A 17,240-nucleotide genomic window follows, 5' to 3' on the forward strand; every position below is an offset into this window, starting at 1 on the left:
GCGTCTTACCAACGCATCACACAGCCGCTATCTGGGGGGCGTCGTTGTTCGGGGAGGGTGAAGTGCCGGATCGTCTGAAGAAACTGCTGCTCGCGCTCGGCCTCGCCGCCTCGCCCGCTGCGCTGTCGGCCCAGACGGCGCCCGCGCCCGCGCCCGCGCCGGCCCCAGCACCCGCGCCGCAGCCTGCGACTGTCGATGCCGATCCCGCCTTGTGGGTGGTCAAGGACGCCGACACGACCATCTACCTGTTCGGCACCATCCATGTGCTGAAGCCCGGTCTCGACTGGTTCGACGAGGGCGTACGCGCGGCCTTCGACGCCAGCGACGAGGTGGTGCTCGAAATGGTGATGCCCGACCCGCAATCGATGCAGGCGCTGATCCAGCGGCTGGCGATCTCGACCGGCGGCCCCGCGCTTCCGGACAAGCTCGCGCCGGACAGGAAGGCCGCCTATCTGAAGGCGCTCTCGGACCTCGGCCTGCCTGCCAACACCTTCGACCGCACCGACCCCTGGTTCGCCTCGACCAACCTCTCGCTCCTGCCGCTCATCAAGCTCGGCTACGATCCGGCGCAGGGAGCCGAGGCGAAGATCAGCGAAGCGGCCAAGACCGCGCGCAAAACGGTGACGGGGCTCGAAACCGCCGAACAGCAGCTCGGCTATTTCGAGAGCTTGTCGGATGCCGCACAGATCGCGCTGCTCAATTCGACGGTCGAGGAGCTGCCGAAGATCCAGACCAGCATCGAAAACATGGTCAACGCCTGGGCCGCGGGCGACCCCGACAAATTGGGCGCGATCATGAACGAGGGGCTGACCGACACGCCCGAGGTCGCCAGGATCCTGCTGACCGACCGCAACCAGCGCTGGGCCGACTGGATCGACACGCGGCTCAACAAGCCGGGGACGGTGTTTGTCGCGGTGGGCGCGGGGCATCTGGCGGGCCCGGGCAGCGTGATCGCGGACCTGGAGAAGAAGAAGGTCAGGGTGGTGCGGGTTCGGTATTGAGGAGTCGCGCTTGGCCGCCCGCCGCTTCCGGACGTTAGTGGGAAGAATGGACAACGCCACCGAAGCCCCCGTCATCCCCGACGAGTAGCGCCTGCAGGCGTGTGGCGAGATGGCGTGTCGAAGGACGTCGGCGAGGCACTCGATTTTCGCACGAAAAAGGGCCGGAGGCGAACCTCCGGCCCTTCTTTCTTTGTCGGACCGGCGCGGCGAAGCCGCGCCGTCGGTCGGGGCCTTGGCCCCGCCGTCCGTTCTGATTTCGTGTCCGGGACAGCTTTCGCTGCCCCGATCCGAAATCAGAAATCCATGCCGCCCATGCCGCCGGGCATGCCACCACCGCCAGCCATCGCGGGCTTGTCGTCGGGCAGCTCGGCGACCGTCGCTTCGGTCGTGATGAGCAGGCCCGCGACCGAGGCCGCGTTCTGGAGCGCGGTGCGGACGACCTTGGTCGGGTCGATCACGCCGGCCGCAACCAGGTTCTCGTAGGTGTCGGTCGAGGCGTTGAAGCCGAACGAGGTGTCGGTCTGATCGAGCAGCTTGCCCGACACGACCGCGCCGTCATGGCCCGCGTTGCTGGCGATCTGGCGAACCAGCGCAGTCAGCGACTTGCGGACGATGTCGATGCCGCGCGTCTGGTCCTCGTTTGCGCCGGTCAGGCCCTCGAGCGCACGCGTGCCGTAGAGCAGCGCCGTGCCGCCGCCGGGGACAATGCCCTCTTCGACCGCCGCGCGGGTGGCGTGCAGCGCGTCGTCGACGCGGTCCTTGCGCTCCTTGACCTCGACCTCGGTCGCGCCGCCGACCTTGATGACGGCAACGCCGCCCGCAAGCTTGGCCAGACGCTCCTGCAGCTTCTCGCGGTCATAGTCCGAGGTCGTGACCTCGATCTGCTGACGGATCGCCTCGGTGCGGCCCTTGATCGCATCGGCATCACCGGCGCCATCGACGATAGTGGTGTTGTCCTTGTCGATCGTGACGCGCTTGGCGGTGCCGAGCATGCCAAGCGTGACGCTCTCGAGCTTGATGCCGAGATCCTCGCTGACGACCTCGCCCTTGGTCAGGATCGCGATGTCCTCGAGCATCGCCTTGCGGCGATCGCCGAAGCCCGGCGCCTTGACGGCCGCGACCTTCAGGCCGCCGCGCAGCTTGTTGACGACGAGCGTGGCGAGCGCCTCACCCTCGATATCCTCGGCGATGATGAGCAGCGGGCGACCCGACTGCACGACCGCCTCGAGCACCGGCAGCATCGACTGCAGGTTCGAGAGCTTCTTCTCGTGGATCAGGATGTACGGATCGGCGAGCTCGACCGACATCTTCTCGGGGTTGGTGATGAAGTAGGGCGACAGATAGCCGCGGTCGAACTGCATGCCCTCGACGACGTCGAGCTCGAACTCGAGGCCCTTGGCCTCCTCGACGGTGATGACGCCTTCCTTGCCGACCTTCTCCATCGCCTCGGCGATCTTCTCGCCGACTTCGCGGTCGCCATTGGCCGAGATGATGCCGACCTGCGCGACTTCGGCCGAACCCGAAACGGGCTTCGAGCGCGCCTTGACGTCCTCGACGACCTTCTCAACCGCCAGGTCGATGCCGCGCTTCAGATCCATCGGGTTCATGCCGGCCGCGACCGACTTCATACCCTCGCGGACGATCGCCTGAGCGAGAACCGTCGCGGTGGTCGTGCCGTCACCGGCCACGTCATTGGTCTTCGAGGCCACTTCGCGCACCATCTGCGCGCCCATGTTCTCGAACTTGTCCTTGAGCTCGATCTCCTTGGCGACGGTGACGCCGTCCTTGGTGATGCGCGGCGCGCCGAAGCTCTTGTCAATGACAACGTTGCGGCCCTTCGGCCCCAGCGTGACCTTGACCGCGTCGGCGAGGATGTCGACGCCGCGCAGGATGCGCTCACGCGCGTCGCGGCTGAATTTCACGTCCTTGGCTGCCATGTGGCTACCCTTTCAGTTGAAGTTGGAAACACGAAGAAGGAGAAGGACTTACGCCTCGACGATGCCGAGGATGTCGCTTTCCTTCATGATGAGCAGGTCCTCGCCGCCCACCTTGACCTCGGTGCCCGACCACTTGCCGAACAGGATGCGGTCGCCGGCCTTGACGTCGAGCGGGCTGATTTCGCCCTTGTCGTTCTTGGCGCCGGCACCGGCGGCCACGACCTCGCCCTCCTGGGGCTTTTCCTTCGCGGTGTCGGGAATGATGATGCCGCCGGCCGTCTTTTCCTCGGCCTCGACGCGGCGGACCAGCACGCGGTCGTGCAGCGGACGAAAGTTCATGCGCCTTCCTCTCAGAGCGATGGTTGAGCATTCTTAGCACTCATATCGCGTGAGTGCTAACGGCGCGGGATATGTTCCGGAAGCGGTGCGTCGTCAAGCGGTGACCACCACAAAAATCGACGCGCTGTGTTACGTCCGCAAGACGGCGTTGCCTGTTCCCTGCCGATGCTCTAGCGCCTTGAGCCGGGTCGAAGGAGATTTGCGACGTGAAGCTGGTGCGGCTCGCCTGGAAGCTGTTGGTCGGGGTGAAGGACGCGCTGGTCCTGCTCTTCATGCTTCTATTCTTCGGAACGCTGTTCGCGCTCCTGTCGGCGCGGCCCAATCCGGCGACCGTCTCGAACGGCGCGCTTGTCGTCGCGCTCGAGGGCCAGCTCGTCGAGCAGCCCGAGGAGTCGGACCCCTTCGCCAGCCTGGCAGGCGGGCAGATGGCCAAGCAGACCCGGTTGCGCGACGTAATCCGCGCGCTCGATCTGGCGAAGAGCGATGCCAAGGTGAAGGCCGTCGTCCTCGACATGGACAGCTTCACCGGCGGCTATCCCGCCGTTGTCGCGCAGGCAGCCGAAGCGGTCGCCGCGGTGCGCGCCACCGGAAAGCCGGTCCTCGCCTACGCGCTCGGCTATACCGACGCGGGTTATCTGATCGCCGCCAATGCGAGCGAGATCTGGGCGCATCCGCTGGTCGGCACCGCCTTCATGGGGCCGGGCGGGTCGCAGCTCTATTACAAGGGGTTGATCGACAAGCTGGGCGTCAATGCGCACATCTATCGCGTCGGCACCTACAAGTCGGCGGTCGAGCCCTATTTGCGCGCCGACCAGTCGCCCGAGGCGCGCGCCGCCAACGAGGCGCTCTATGGCGCGATCCTGTCGCGCTGGCAGGAACTGATCGCCAAGGCGCGGCCGAAGGCGCGCGTCGCCGACTTCCTCAGCCGCCCGGCCGAGATGATCCGTGCGGCGGGCGGCGACCTCAGCCGCGCCAACCTTGCCGCCGGGATCGTCGACCAGACGGGCGACAAGATCGCCTTTGGCAAGCGGGTCGCCCAGATCGCCGGCGCACCTGCGGGCAAGCCGGCGGGCAGCTTCAACACGATCAAGATCGCCGACTATCTCGCCGCCAACCCGCTGCCGACGACGGGCGACGCGATCGGCGTCGTCACCGTGGCGGGCGAGATCGTTGACGGCGAGGCCGGCCCCGGCCGCGCGGGCGGCGACACAATCGCGCGCCTGGTGCTGAAGGGCCTGGCCGAGAAGAAGCTGAAGGCGCTCGTCGTCCGCGTCGATTCGCCCGGCGGGTCGGTGCTGGCGTCGGAGACGATCCGGCAGGCGATCCTTCAGGCCAAGGCGCAGGGTCTGCCGGTCATCGTCTCGATGAGCGGCCTCGCCGCCTCGGGCGGTTACTGGGTCTCGACCCCGGCCGACATGATCTTCGCCGAGCCCAACACCATCACCGGCTCGATCGGCGTGTTCGGCGTGATCCCCACGTTCGAGAACGCGCTGTCGAAGATCGGCGTGACCAGCGACGGCGTGCGGACGACGCCGCTGTCGGGCCAGCCCGACGTGTTCGGCGGCACCAGCCCTGAGTTCGACACGATTCTGCAAAGCTCGATCGAGGACATCTATCGCCGCTTCGTCGGCGTCGTCGCCGCCTCCCGCAAGCTGGCACCCGCGCGGGTGAACGAGATCGGCCAGGGCCGTGTGTGGGACGGCGGCACGGCGCGGCAGATCGGACTGGTCGACCGCTTCGGCAGCCTCGACGACGCAGTGGCAGAGGCCGCGCGCCGGGCCAAGCTCGACCCCGCCAAGGTCCGGACCATCTACCTCGAGAAGGAGCCGAGCTGGGCCGCGCAGCTGGCCGAGGCTTGGCAGCGCGAGCAGGATCGCGACAAGGGGACCGAGGAGGCACGCATGGGCGGCGACCTGTTCGCGAGGCTGGCCGCCGATCGGCGCGGCAAGCTGGCGCAGGCGGCGGGCGACGTCCGCCGGCTGCTGTCGGGTCAGTCGGTGCAGGCCCGCTGCCTCGAATGCGCCGGCTTCGCACCCGCCGATCCGCGCGGCACCGACCGTGCGCTTGCCGACCTCATGCTCGCACGGGTGCTGCCATGATCGCGATCCGCGCCGTCGAGGCCGCCGACGCCGCGGCGATCGCCGCCATCTATGCGCCGTTCGTCCTGTCGGGCACGGTCAGCTTCGAGAGCGAGGCGCCCGACGCGCGCGCAATGCGCGGGCGAATGACGGCGAGCGACGGCCTCTATCCGTGGCTGGTCGCGACCAATGGCGATGCGGAGGGCGGCGGCGTACTCGGCTATGCCTATGCCTCGCGGTTCAGGGATCGCCCGGCGTACCATTGGACGACCGAGACCTCGATCTATCTCGCCGGCGACGCGCAGCAGCGCGGCGTGGGTCGCCTGCTCTACGAGGCGCTGCTCGACACGCTGAGAGCGCAGGGCTTCATCCACGCGATCGGCACCATCGCGCTGCCCAACGATGCCTCGATCAAGCTGCACGAACAGGTCCGCTTCCGCCGCGCCGGGGTGATCCGCGAGGCCGGGTTCAAGTTCGGTCGCTGGATTGACATTGGTTTCTGGCAGTGCGAACTCGCCGACGCGGCGAACCCGCCACGGGCCGTCCGCCCGTTCGCCGAAGTGGGCGTCGTTCGCGACTGACGGGTTGCCCCGCGACCTTGAGCGGGTAAGGGAAAGCCATGCGTCACCTGCTCTCCCTTGCCGCCGCGCTTGCTGCCGCTTCCCCCGCACTTGCCGAGGACGACGTGCAGGCCTGGGGTGCCTTCACCGCGAGCGGCGCGGTCAAGGGCGACCTGTTTGTCTGGGGCGAGGGCCAGCTGCGCCTGACCGACGATGCCGGCGGCGGGAGCCAGATCCTGGTGCGGCCGGCGATCGGCGCGCGCATCGCCCGCGATGCCCATGCGGTCATCGGCTATTCCTATATCCCGACCGATCCCCAGGGTGGTGTCGCCACGCGAGAGAACCGTGTGTGGCAGCAGGTCCAGTTCGTGCCGCTGCGCAACCGTGGAGGCGTGCCGCTGGTCATCAGCCGCACCCGGCTCGAACAGCGGATGATCGAGGGGCGCGAGGAGACCGGCTGGCGACTTCGCCAGTTCGTTCGCCTCCAGGCGCCGATCGCGCGACAGGGCACGGTACTGGCGGTTGCCTATACCGAGGGGTTCTTCAACCTCAACTCGACCAATTGGGGCGCGCGCAACGGAATCGACCAGTGGCGCAACTTTGTCGGCATCGGCTTCCCCCTTGCACCGAAGCTGCGGATCGAGCCGGGCTATCTCAACCAGACCGTCTTCCGCGCGGGCGAGAATCGCAGCAACCACGTCGCCAACGTCGCGCTGTTCCTCAGCCTTTAGGGTAGCCCCTCTTTAGCGAGAGGGGTACAAATCCCCTAACGCCCCCGATAGGTCGGCAGCCCAAGCTTCAGCTGGATCGCAGCGGCACGCAGGCCGAACCCCGCCCCCGCCGCGACCAGCGACACCGTGAACCCCTCAAACCCCATCAGCCGCAGCCCGACATAGAGGGCGGAGGCGAGCGCCGCGGCGGTGACGTAGAGTTCGGGCCGCATCAGGATCGACGGCTCGCCCGCCAGCACGTCGCGGATGATGCCGCCGACGCAGGCGGTCACCACGCCCATCAGGAAGGCCGGCACCGGCGGCACCCCCAGCCCCAGCGCCTTGGCCGCGCCGAACACCGCATAGGCGGCCAGCCCGATCGCATCGAGCCAGTCGAGCCCCTGCCCCGCCCACCACCGCTCGGGCGTCATCCAGATGACGATCGCGGCGCCAAGGACGATGAGCGCGATCCACGGGTCGACGATCCAGAAGACGGGCGCCCCGATCAGGAGGTCGCGCACCGTCCCGCCGCCCACGCCCGTCACCAGCGCGAAGAACGCCGCCGTGACAAAGGTCTGCCGCGCCCGCGCCGCCGCGATCGCCCCCGACGCGGCGAACATCGCAATGCCGAACGTGTCGAGGAAACCGAGGATCGGACCGGGGTCGAGCGGCGGGGTCATGCAAGCGCGCTAAGGCGGATGCGCCGACCGGGCAAGGCGGGGCTCGACCGCTAGTCATCGAGGAAGAAGCGGAAGCGAACGCCGCCGGACTGGAAATCGAGCGACCCAGCGCCCGCTGGGGTGACGAGTTGGCTCGATCCCTTCATCGGCTCAAACGGATGCGCCGAAAACAGCTTGACCGGCCCGTTAACCCTAAGTCGACGCCGCCATGCCAGACTAGGCCTCATGGCCCTGTCGCTGCGTCACTGGCTGATCCTCGCGCTGATCCCGGTCGGGCTCTACCTCGCGCTGTTCGATCCCCTCACGCTGGATCCACGCGCAGTGGGATGGCTGATCCGCGGGACCGACAATGGCGAGAATGCGCTTGGCCTCCACGCCTTTCTCCGCGACCCGGCGGGCGGCTGGTGGCCAGCGACCACAATGCTCAACGCGCCCGAGGGCGTGACGCTGCTGTTCACCGACAGCAACCCTTTGGTCGCGTTGCTGCTGCGCCCGTTCGCCGATTGGCTGCCCGCCGATTTCCAGTTCGTAGGTCCCTGGATCCTCGCCTGCCTCCTCCTCCACGCGCTGTTCGCCGCGCTGCTGCTGCGCGACCATGCGCCGAGCTTCGTCGCGCTTTGGTGCGGCGTCGCGCTGTTCCTGCTCGTGCCCACGCTCGCCAACCGCTTCCTCCACGCCAACCTCATGGCGCACTGGCTGGTCCTGTGGAGCCTGTGGCTGTTCTTTGATCCTCGCCGCGCGGGCAACCTCATCTGGTGGGCGGCAGCGATGGTCGTCGCGGCGCTGGTCCACAACTATCTGCTGCTGATGGTCGCGGCGATCTTCGCCAGCGCGATGGTCGAGCGGTTCGCGGCCGGCGACTGGTCCAGCCGTCTTCGCCTGACTGCGGGCTCGGCGGCGATCCTCGCGCTCGTGGCGCTGATCGCACGCGCGCATGGCGCGGGCGGCGAGTTCGAGGTGACGGGCTCCTACGGAGCCTTCGCGATGAGCCTCGACGCGCTCTGGAATCCCGCCAATCCGAGCTACTCGACCTTCCTCCCAGCCACACCGCAGCGCCAGGGCCGCGGGTTCGAAGGGTTCCAGTATCTCGGCGTCGGCCTGCTCGTGCTGATCCCCGCGGCGCTCGCCATCCGTCTCGGCAAGGGCAGCGCGGGCTCGGATCTCAACCGCCTGGTCTGGCTGCTTCCCGCCCTCCTGGTCCTCACCGCGCTCGCGATCACGCCGGCGATCGACATCGCCGGTGAGAAGCTGCTGCGCCTGCCCATCCCCACGATGCTCGACGCGCCGCTCGACATGGTCCGCGCGTCGGGCCGGCTGTTCTGGCCCGCCGCCTATGTGCTGGTACTGGTGGCGGTTCGCTTCGCCTATCGGCTGCGCCACGACCGCGCGACCCTGTTGCTGGCGAGCGTCACCGCGTTGCAGCTGCTCGACCTGTCGGGCCTGATCCGCGCCGTCCATGCGGCCAGCGCCGACCGCCGGCCGACCTACGTCCGCACCCCCTCGCCCCGCTGGGACGCGCTGGTCGCCGCCGCCGACGACGTCACGCTCGCACCTGCGGACGCGATCGCCGATCTCCAGCTCTATCAGGAGCTTGCATGGCGTGCCGTGTCCGCCGGCAAGCCCATCCGCCATGTCTATGCCGCGCGCACGTCGCTGCCCACCCGGACGCGGCTGATGCTGGAGGATCAGGACTTCGCCAAGGGGCGCCTCGAACCCCGACGCCTCTATGTCCTCTTGCCCGGCGCGCCGCTGCCGCCCGGCGCGCGGGCGCGGCTGGTCACGATCGACGGCATTCGCGTGCTCGCGCCCGACCGTTCACGATAGCTGCAAACGCTGGCAATTTTATTGCGGCTGTGTTAAACGACGCACGACGGAGCGAAGATTCGCCCCGCCTCTCGGAGACGCACTCGCAATTTGGCCCGACATCGCTGTCCGTCCGCCAGCACGCGCTGGTGCGACAAGCGCCCGCATCGGGTCAAGGGTCCACGGAAAGGTTTGTAAGAATGGCTGCCAAGGCGCTGTCCTTCGACGTCGGTGATTATGTTGTCTATCCCAAGCATGGCGTCGGTCGCGTCATCGAGCTGCAACGACAGGAAATCGCGGGGATGCAGCTCGAGCTGTACGTCCTGCGCTTCGAAAAGGAGCGGATGACCCTCCGCGTGCCGACCAACAAGGCCGAGAGCGTCGGCATGCGCAAGCTGTCCAGCGACAAGACGCTCAAGGAAGCGATGGAAACGCTGAAGGGCAAGCCCAAGGTCAAGCGCACCATGTGGTCGCGCCGCGCGCAGGAGTATGAGGCGAAGATCAACTCGGGCGACCTCGTCTCGATCGCCGAGGTGGTGCGCGACCTGTTCCGCGCCGACGACCAGCCCGAGCAGAGCTATTCGGAGCGCCAGATCTTCGAGGCGGCGGCCAGCCGCCTCGCGCGCGAGCTCGCCGCGATGGAAGAGGTTGACGAGCCCAAGGCGCTCGAGAAGATCCTCGACGTGCTGCGCAAGGCGGCGGCGATCTACAACAAGGACAAGGTCGAAGCCTGATCGGGCTTACCGACCGGGCGAAAAAGGGGGAAGCGGGCAACCGCTTCCCCCTTTTTCGATGACGGGTTGCGGACGATCCTGCCCAAGTGTATTATTTCAATAATACAGATCGAAGGGAGGTCGTCCATGCGCTTCAGCGCCATCTTGCTCGCCATTCCGCTCGTCGCGTGCGGCAGCGGCTCGGCCATCGGCGGCAGCGATGCCGGACCGAAAGGCGAGCGCAGCTTCGCCCTGTCGGGCTTCACTCGCATCGCCAATTCGGCGCCCGCTGACATCCGCGTCACGACGGGCGGCAGCGGCTTCGCGATCGAGGCTTCGGGCAGCCAGAAGCTGCTCGACAGGCTCGAAATGATCGTCGAAGGCGGCGCGCTGCAGATCCGCGTGAAGAAGGGTAGCTGGAGCTGGGACAATGCCGGCTCGGCGACGATCGAGGTCGCCATGCCGCGCATTGAAGGCGCCAGCATCGCCGGCGCGGGCGGCATGACGATCGACCGCGGCACGGGGGACTTCGACGGCGACATCTCCGGCGCCGGCGACCTGACGATCGGGCGGGTCGAGGGCGGCAATGTCAGCTTCAGCGTGTCGGGTGCGGGCGACGTGGCCGCCGCAGGGACCGCGCAGACGCTCAACGCGAGCGTCGCGGGGGCCGGATCGATCCGTGCCAGGGAACTGCGCGTCCGGTCGGCCGAGGTCGAGGTGGCGGGCGCGGGCAGCATCAACGCGACGGTCGATGGCGACGCGCGCGTGTCCATCGCAGGGCTCGGCTCGGTCGATCTTGGCCCGCGCGCGAAGTGCACCGTCAGCAAGGCCGGGCTCGGCAGCGTCACCTGCGGCGAGTAAAGCTTGCGGGCACCGGGGCGCGATGCGATCAGGGCCCATGCGCGCGCTTCTGATCGCCCTTGCCCTCGCCGTTCCCGCCGCTGCGCAGGCCGAGGAGCGGCGCATGATGGTCACGAGTTTTGATCGCGTGCGCGTCGAGGGACCGTTCGCGGTGGAGGTTCGTCGCGGCGCCACCCCGGCCGCCGTTACGAGCGGCACGCCGCGGGCGCTGGACGGCATCGATGTGCGGGTGGAGGATCGCACACTCGTGGTGCGGCCGAGCGCCAATGGATGGGGCGGCTGGCCCGATGCGCGCAGCGAAGCGCCGAGCGTCCTCGTCACCCTCCCCCGCCTGATCGATCTGCGCGTCGCCGGGGCGGGGTCCGCGCGCGCCGAGCGGCTGGAGGGGCTGGAGGCGACGGTGGCGCTCACCGGCGCCGGGCGGATCGAGGTGGCGGAAGTACAGGCCGACCGGCTCAACGCCACGTTGATCGGCTCGGGCGCGCTGACGCTCGCCGGGACCGCGCGGACCGCCCGGCTGGTGAACAACGGCGTCGGCTCGATCGAGGCCGATCGCCTGGCCGTCCGCGACCTCATTCTCCAGTCCGAAAGCGCAGGTGACACCCGCGCCGGCGCAAGCGAGACCGCAACGGTGGTCGGCACGGGCACGGGCAGCGTCAGCGTGATCGGCGGCGCGGCCTGTACGGTGTCCGGTCCCGCCCCGATCCGCTGCGGTCGGGAATAGGACTGTATCCGGCATGCGGCAGCGGCACCAGGACGATCGGGTCGGAAAGCTGGCCCGCCTGAGCGCTGCGATGATCTCGATTGCTCCCGGCGCGGCGGCGCCAGCTTCGGCTGCCGTCCAATTGCCCGTGCTGAACCAACACTTCGCGTCGTCACCGCAGACCTGTTCGATGTTGCAAGCGGCCTACATGACGGCGCGTGGCCGGACGAAACCCGCCACCTATCCGAAAAATCTCAGGTTCACGCCGCGCATCACCGCGCCCAGGGCATTCGTTCCCGATTATCGAGACAGCCTGCCGTTATCGAAGCGCGAGTTCGCCCATCTGGTCGATCAGCAATCGAGCTACGGCTTTCCGAACTTCAGGCCCGCTTGCCCGTGGAAGGGCGTGCCAGACAGTGTGCCGGTAACGAAGGGCGATGCCGGTAGTGGGTCAGTTTGAAATTGACGCTGACATGTCGCCTGAGGTCGTGCGATAAGAGCGCATGGTCGAAGTCATTCATCTGCGAAAGGGGGAGCGCCCGCCGCCAAACCCCAAGCCCCTCGTGATTGAGGTGGTTTCAGATCGTTCTACGGAGTCGATTAAAGACAGCCCAACAGGCATGGTGATGCGGGTAAAGCGCTCATTGTACCAAAGCGCCCTCGCGAGCTTGTCCGAAAAGATGCAGAACGCCGCGTCCGCGCAAATCTATGTGAGGGGGCTTTCTGATGAGTAAGCCCCCCAAGCGCCCGCGCGATCCGAACCAGCTTGCGAAGGCGATCGTGGATATCGCCACGGGTGAAGCGACTGGCGACAACGCACCGGAAAGCCCGGAAACAGCCCGAGCTAGGAAGGCTGGAAAGTCAGGCGGGACGGCGCGGGCGGCAGTTCTGACGCCAGAGCAGCGCTCAAAGATCGCCCATGTCGCAGCGTCAGCACGCTGGAAAAAGAGCTAGGCAGCTTCGTCGTTGTCCCAGAACCGCGCCTCGTGGACATCGTCCGAAAAGTTGAACGGTATCTGGATTCTCGGCTGGTCGGGATTAGCGTCGTTGTAGACCTCAACGTCGGTGTCGAGCTGGACACAATCGCCAACAATCCCCTTCCGTCGTTGCGCAAACGCCTTCTGCATGTGGTCGCGAGGCGCGTTGCCTATAATAGCCCACATAGTGTGCTGGACGCCGCCCTTGGTCACTCGAACGGCATGGTTGACTCGATAGCGCCGGCCGAGATGATCCGTGGCGTACTCTTCCCGAAGCGCGCGGCTCATTTCCTCTTCGAGCTTGTCATAGGGGTCGGCCACGGGAAGCGGAATCATCCCGCGCCCCACGCCCCACTTCAATGCATCCCGCGCGCTTGCGGGAACGTGGCCCATAACCTCTTCGTACTCGTGCCAAATCTTCTGAAGCTGTTCATTCTTGGAAGGCATCGCCTCGACTCCTAGAGCTGGACCGGAGCGGGAACGCCCCAGCCGTCCACAACTGCTGATTGCGCTACAAACTGCCGGACCTTTACTTTCAGGCGAGCAAGATACTCAGGACGTTCCATTAGGCGCTGAAGCTGCCCAACAACAATGCCAGGATGCCTCTGTATTCGGCGAGCGAAGCCAAGCACGTCCTTCTCCCCGATGTAGGGAGCCTTTCTAAGGAAGAAGGAGTTTAGTTCTTCCGTGGGAACGCAGAAGTCAGCGGCTGCGGCATTTGCTCTAACTTCCTCTGGAGGAAGGTGATGCGCATTATCCGACTGAAGGTCGGTATCGACGCTAACATCTTCGTCGCTTTTACCTCGCCCGTCCTTATTGAGAACATGTTCAAGCTCATGGCGGAGTACAAACCAGAAATTATCGATGCGATCGAACCGGGTAGACATTCCAACTACCGGAGTCTGATGGTCCTCCCAAAAACAAACGCCATCTATTTTGGCTTTGGGAAACGTCTCCACAATAGCAAATCGGACACCGCAATCGTTCAGGATACGCGGCACGTGACGAACCTCTTCCGGGTCGACCATGTAACGCGGAAACTCGGCAATGGCCTGCCGCAGACGCGCCTCCGAATAGGCAGGAGTGATCATCTCTGAGCAAATCTGGCGTACCCGGAACAGCCAAGCGAGTTGAGCGGCGAGTTGGGCGGGAGTGTCCGTCGCGTAGTCGCCACTTTTTTTTGAGGCGTGAGCCATGTGGGTGATCGCAGTGAGGTCGTTACGGCGGAAGAAGCGCATGAGCTGCGCTTCCAGCAATGGAACGTCCGTATCCTCCAGCCACGCGCGCTTGATCATCTCGCGCACCGGGAAGATGCTTTGGAGCAACGCGCGGCGGGCAACCGCAGGATCAGGAGCGCGCGCCTTTGACATCTCGTAAGCGTTCTGAAGATTCGAGAAGAACGCAGGAGCCACGTCGAAAGCATCTCCAAGCGCCTTCGCCATCTCGGGGCTAATTCCGCGCTTGCCAGACACGATCATGTTGACCGTCTGCTCGGGCACTCCAAGAATGTATGCAAGGTCACGCTGCAGCCAATCACGAGCTTCCAGCTCTTCAGCTATAAACACGCCGGGATGAGGAACATCGGTCATGCAAGATGCAATGCTCATCGCTCGGCCCTCCTCAGTGTATGTCATCAATGTCTATTACCAGAATCGTAGGTGGTCGTTGGTCATCTAATAGTCTGAAAACTATCCGGTACTGGTCATTGATCCTGACGGATCGTTGACCCTCCCGATCGCCGCTCAGCTTCTTGTAGTAGAGCCCTTTCCAGTTCCTGAGCGTCCTCTCGTCCGGAGCGGCCTCCAGCTTCAGAAGCTTAAGCCGCGCCGCGGTGATGACCGAGATCGGCAAACCGAGCTTGTGAGCCTCGTTCGTACAAATGCGCGCGAGATGATCATTCGCAAACTCGATCCTCATGCTGAATCGTTCTAGAGCTTCCCGGCACGATCGTCAATCACCTACTGAACGCCTGCCGTTAAACTGACCCTTATGCTTGACGCTAGATCGGCGTTACGGCATACAGTTTCTATGAACAGGCTCTCCACCGACGATCGCGCCAAAATCCTCCACATGCTTTGCGAGGGTATGAGCATTCGCGCCGTCACGCGCCTCACCGGTGTCAGCAAGAACACGGTGGCAAAGCTGTTGGTCGACGCGGGTAAGGCTTGCGCCGCCTACCACGACGCCAACGTCCGCAACGTGAAGGCGAGCCGGGTTCAGGTCGATGAAATCTGGTCGTTTACCTACGCCAAGCAAAAGAACGTCGCGACGTCCAAGGATGCCCCGGAAGGCGCTGGCGATACGTGGACGTGGACCGCGCTGGACGCCGACAGCAAGCTTATCGTGTCGTATCTCGTCGGCGGTCGTGACGCCGAATACGCGCTGTGGTTCATGGACGATCTAGCCGCGCGCCTCGCGAACCGCGTCCAGCTGACCAGCGACGGCCATCGCGCGTATCTGGAAGCCGTAGAAGGCGCATTCGGTTGCGACGTGAACTATGCGCAGCTGGTCAAGATGTACGGTGCCACCGTTGGCGCACCGGGCCGTTACAGCCCAGCCGAATGCACCGGCAGCAAGAAAATCCGCCGCGAAGGCAACCCGGATATCGCCCACGTTTCGACAAGTTATGTCGAGCGCCAGAACCTCACCATGCAGATGCACATGCGCCGGTTCACCCGCCTGACCAATGCCTTCTCAAAGAAGGTCGAGAACCACGCCCACGCAGTCGCGCTCCACATGATGTATTATAATTTCGTCCGCATCCATAAGACGCTTCGCGTTACCCCGGCGATGGCCGCTGGCGTAGCTGATCGGCTCTGGGAGATTGCGGATATCGCCAAGCTGGTCGAGGATGCGGAAGCCGCCCCGGCGAAGCGCGGACCCTACAAAAAACAGGGCCAGATTTCAAACTGACCCACTACCGCGATGCCGGCTTCGTTGCGTTCGCCAGCCCGGTCTTCTCGGCCGACAGGCGGCTCGCCATGGTCGAAATCTCGTTCCATACGAATGGCGCGTTCGGATATGGCAAGCTCTGCGTGATGCGAAAGAAGCGCGACGGCTGGCGCGGATCGTGCCGGGATAGCTGGATCACCTGATTCGCCCCTTCGCGCCAGCCCGTCGGCCGCGCGCGCTCACGCCGCCAGCGGAAACCGAAGCAACCGCCCGCCTGCCGTCACCAGCGCCTGTGCCGGTGCGCCGACCGTGCGCATCAGCTCCGGATGCGTCGCATCCAGACCGCCGGTCAGCGACCCGAACGCGGGCAGCACCAGCTTGGTCGCGGTCGCGACGAAGCAGCGGCGGGCGACAAGGCGTCCCCGGACGGCGACGCGCAGCTTGGGGTGCCAGTGGCCCGAGAGCTCGGGCGCAGTCTCGTCCGGCTCGGCCTCGTGCCGCAGGACGAGGTCGCCGAGCCGCGCCTCGGCCATGACCTCGCCGCCGCAGCGGTCGATCATGCCGGCGTCGTGGTTGCCCGTGATCCACACGAACCGCCGCGCCGCGGTCAGGGCACGCAGCCCCGCCTGTACCTCCACCGGCAATCGCTCGCACCCCGCGGCGTCATGGAAGCTGTCGCCCAGGCACCAGATCTCCGCCGGATCGCAGGCGGCGACCACCGCCTCTAGCGCGGCGAGCGTGGCGAAGCTGTCATAGGGGGGCAGCATCTGGCCATGCTTGGCGAACCAGCTGGCCTTTTCGAAATGCAGGTCGGCGACGAACAGGGCGCGCCGCGCGGGCCAGAACAGCGCCCCTTCGGGCATCGCGGCAAAGGCGTGGCCGGCGAACGAAAACGGAACCATGACTTCGCTATGCCGTGCCGACGCGCCGCGGGCAACGTCCCTAACGCATCATCCGCGCGGTCATGCCGGGCCGGATGACATCGCGCGGCAGCAGGAAGCGCACTTCGCGATTGGGAAAGTCGATCCGCACCTGACGGAACAGCTTCATCGCATCCATGCCGAGGAACAGCGCCGGCTTCTGGTCGAGGTTCAGGCGGCGGAACGGCGGCACGTCAGCGAAGGCGACGGGGAGCGTCTTGACCTCGATGCCGCCGACAGAAACCTTCGGCACCACGCGATAATCGGCAGTCATCATCGCGCCGGTCACGCTCATGATGCGGATCGGCATGCCGGCCTTCGCCTTTCCCTCCACCAGCTTCAGGAGCGCGGTGTTGCCGACGCTGACGGAGGTGCCGGTGTCGAGCACGACGCTGATCTTCTTGCCGGCATAGCGTGCGTCGGTGACGATCAGGCGGCCCATGATCGATTTCGCGACGACCACGATCTCGTCGGGCGTCGTGCTGCGCTGGCGCCGGCGGGACTTCTGGACGTGCATCACTTGCTTGTCGAAATCGATCAGCAGTGCGTTTCTCGCCAGGCTGTCGAGCCCGATCAGGCCGTCGGCACCCAGATGCGGCCCTTCGAGCTGTGGCGCGTCGATCGCGAGGGTGCGCGGTACTGCGTCAATCTCGAGCGAGGGGATGCGCGCGGTCGGTACCGGCACCACACCCGACATCGCCGCCACGTTGACGACCGGGCCGGGCGCAAGGCCGAGCGAGGTCGCGACCTGGCGCGAGATCACCGTACGTTCGGCGCCGGTGTCGATCACGAACTGGAACGGGCCCGCGCCGTTCACCCGCACAGGCACGCGCATCCGCTGCTCATATTCGGCAAAGGCGAGAAGCTCGGCGGGATCGATGGGCGTCACCGCCTCGGCCGCGGGCGGGGTCGGGAGCGGCGGCACCACCACCTGCGGATCACGCGCCGCCGCCGGTCCCGACAGGGCCAGCAGGAGCGCGAACGCGGCGCGGGGGTGCAGCATGGGCGCAGCATAGCATGGGGCGGACGGGGGCGGAAGGACGTCCGCACGCCGCCCGGCGAAGGT

General features: G+C 66.2%; 19 protein-coding genes. 10 read left to right on the forward strand and 9 right to left on the reverse strand.

What is annotated here, in order from left to right; translation table 11 throughout:
• Positions 1-62 precede the first annotated feature (62 nt).
• The gene (locus COC42_RS05030; RefSeq protein ID WP_096343106.1) at positions 63-1,001 is read left to right on the forward strand and encodes a TraB/GumN family protein; all 939 of its coding nucleotides are present in this window, start codon (positions 63-65) and stop codon (positions 999-1,001) included.
• Between the two features lie 293 nt (positions 1,002-1,294).
• Here COC42_RS05030 and groL read toward each other — a convergent pair whose 3' ends face one another.
• Together groL and groES are read right to left on the reverse strand one after the other, a co-directional pair.
• Positions 1,295-2,938, reverse strand: coding sequence for a chaperonin GroEL (gene groL / locus COC42_RS05035; protein WP_096342121.1), 1,644 nt, complete (start codon positions 2,936-2,938; stop codon positions 1,295-1,297).
• Between the two features lie 48 nt (positions 2,939-2,986).
• Positions 2,987-3,277 carry a co-chaperone GroES gene (gene groES, locus COC42_RS05040; RefSeq protein WP_096342122.1) on the reverse strand — a complete coding sequence of 97 codons (291 nt, stop codon included), beginning with the start codon at positions 3,275-3,277 and terminating at the stop codon, positions 2,987-2,989.
• 206 nt (positions 3,278-3,483) lie between these two features.
• Here groES and sppA point away from each other — a divergent pair, with 206 nt between their 5' ends.
• The 3 genes from sppA to COC42_RS05055 are packed head-to-tail and all read left to right on the forward strand — an operon-like array spanning position 3,484 to position 6,646.
• Positions 3,484-5,376 carry a signal peptide peptidase SppA gene (gene sppA / locus COC42_RS05045; RefSeq protein ID WP_096342123.1) on the forward strand — a complete coding sequence of 631 codons (1,893 nt, stop codon included), beginning with the start codon at positions 3,484-3,486 and terminating at the stop codon, positions 5,374-5,376.
• Entirely contained in the window at positions 5,373-5,936 is a 564-nt protein-coding gene (locus COC42_RS05050) for a GNAT family N-acetyltransferase (RefSeq protein WP_096342124.1), read from the forward strand. The genes sppA and COC42_RS05050 overlap by 4 nt, the downstream gene beginning before the upstream one ends.
• A 38-nt stretch (positions 5,937-5,974) precedes the next feature.
• Positions 5,975-6,646 (forward strand): DUF2490 domain-containing protein, encoded by a 672-nt coding sequence (locus COC42_RS05055; protein ID WP_096342125.1) that lies wholly within the window; start codon positions 5,975-5,977, stop codon positions 6,644-6,646.
• Positions 6,647-6,681: 35 nt separating this feature from the next.
• On the opposite strand, the gene COC42_RS05060 is transcribed toward COC42_RS05055, so the two are convergent.
• A complete protein-coding gene (locus COC42_RS05060; RefSeq protein ID WP_096342126.1) occupies positions 6,682-7,305 on the reverse strand; it encodes a trimeric intracellular cation channel family protein in 624 nt (207 codons plus the stop codon).
• Positions 7,306-7,530: 225 nt separating this feature from the next.
• Here COC42_RS05060 and COC42_RS05065 point away from each other — a divergent pair, with 225 nt between their 5' ends.
• The 5 genes from COC42_RS05065 (at position 7,531) to COC42_RS17370 (ending at position 11,845) form a co-directional block, all read left to right on the forward strand.
• Positions 7,531-9,129 (forward strand): DUF6311 domain-containing protein, encoded by a 1,599-nt coding sequence (locus tag COC42_RS05065; protein WP_096342127.1) that lies wholly within the window; start codon positions 7,531-7,533, stop codon positions 9,127-9,129.
• Positions 9,130-9,308: 179 nt separating this feature from the next.
• Entirely contained in the window at positions 9,309-9,842 is a 534-nt protein-coding gene (locus COC42_RS05070; protein ID WP_096342128.1) for a CarD family transcriptional regulator, read from the forward strand.
• A gap of 126 nt (positions 9,843-9,968) precedes the next feature.
• Positions 9,969-10,682, forward strand: a complete 714-nt coding sequence (locus tag COC42_RS05075; protein ID WP_096342129.1) for a head GIN domain-containing protein — start codon at positions 9,969-9,971, stop codon at positions 10,680-10,682.
• A 37-nt stretch (positions 10,683-10,719) separates the two neighbouring features.
• On the forward strand, positions 10,720-11,406 hold the full coding sequence (locus COC42_RS05080) for a head GIN domain-containing protein (RefSeq protein ID WP_176484560.1): 687 nt from the start codon (positions 10,720-10,722) through the stop codon (positions 11,404-11,406).
• Positions 11,407-11,419: 13 nt separating this feature from the next.
• Complete coding sequence (locus COC42_RS17370) at positions 11,420-11,845, forward strand: hypothetical protein (RefSeq protein WP_141395782.1); 426 nt, start codon at positions 11,420-11,422, stop codon at positions 11,843-11,845.
• 490 nt (positions 11,846-12,335) lie between these two features.
• Here COC42_RS17370 and COC42_RS05090 read toward each other — a convergent pair whose 3' ends face one another.
• Genes COC42_RS05090 through COC42_RS05100 form a run of 3 tightly spaced genes read right to left on the reverse strand, consistent with a single transcriptional unit; the run spans position 12,336 to position 14,279 of the window.
• The gene (locus tag COC42_RS05090; protein ID WP_096342132.1) at positions 12,336-12,809 is read right to left on the reverse strand and encodes a hypothetical protein; all 474 of its coding nucleotides are present in this window, start codon (positions 12,807-12,809) and stop codon (positions 12,336-12,338) included.
• 11 nt (positions 12,810-12,820) lie between these two features.
• A complete protein-coding gene (locus COC42_RS05095) occupies positions 12,821-13,969 on the reverse strand; it encodes a HigA family addiction module antitoxin (RefSeq protein WP_176484561.1) in 1,149 nt (382 codons plus the stop codon).
• Positions 13,970-13,982: 13 nt separating this feature from the next.
• Positions 13,983-14,279, reverse strand: coding sequence for a type II toxin-antitoxin system RelE/ParE family toxin (locus tag COC42_RS05100; protein ID WP_096342134.1), 297 nt, complete (start codon positions 14,277-14,279; stop codon positions 13,983-13,985).
• 111 nt (positions 14,280-14,390) lie between these two features.
• Between COC42_RS05100 and COC42_RS05105 the strand changes: the two genes are divergently transcribed.
• Positions 14,391-15,275: a helix-turn-helix domain-containing protein gene (locus COC42_RS05105; RefSeq protein ID WP_096342135.1), complete on the forward strand. Its 885-nt coding sequence runs from the start codon at positions 14,391-14,393 to the stop codon at positions 15,273-15,275.
• A 4-nt stretch (positions 15,276-15,279) separates the two neighbouring features.
• On the opposite strand, the gene COC42_RS17595 is transcribed toward COC42_RS05105, so the two are convergent.
• Genes COC42_RS17595 through COC42_RS05115 form a run of 3 tightly spaced genes read right to left on the reverse strand, consistent with a single transcriptional unit; the run spans position 15,280 to position 17,177 of the window.
• Positions 15,280-15,453: a hypothetical protein gene (locus COC42_RS17595; RefSeq protein WP_176484562.1), complete on the reverse strand. Its 174-nt coding sequence runs from the start codon at positions 15,451-15,453 to the stop codon at positions 15,280-15,282.
• 40 nt (positions 15,454-15,493) lie between these two features.
• The gene (pdeM, locus tag COC42_RS05110; RefSeq protein ID WP_096342136.1) at positions 15,494-16,156 is read right to left on the reverse strand and encodes a ligase-associated DNA damage response endonuclease PdeM; all 663 of its coding nucleotides are present in this window, start codon (positions 16,154-16,156) and stop codon (positions 15,494-15,496) included.
• A gap of 40 nt (positions 16,157-16,196) precedes the next feature.
• A complete protein-coding gene (locus COC42_RS05115; RefSeq protein WP_096342137.1) occupies positions 16,197-17,177 on the reverse strand; it encodes a retroviral-like aspartic protease family protein in 981 nt (326 codons plus the stop codon).
• Positions 17,178-17,240 lie beyond the last annotated feature (63 nt).

The sequence above is a fragment of the Sphingomonas spermidinifaciens genome, from assembly GCF_002351485.1.
GTDB lineage: Bacteria > Pseudomonadota > Alphaproteobacteria > Sphingomonadales > Sphingomonadaceae > Sphingomonas > Sphingomonas spermidinifaciens.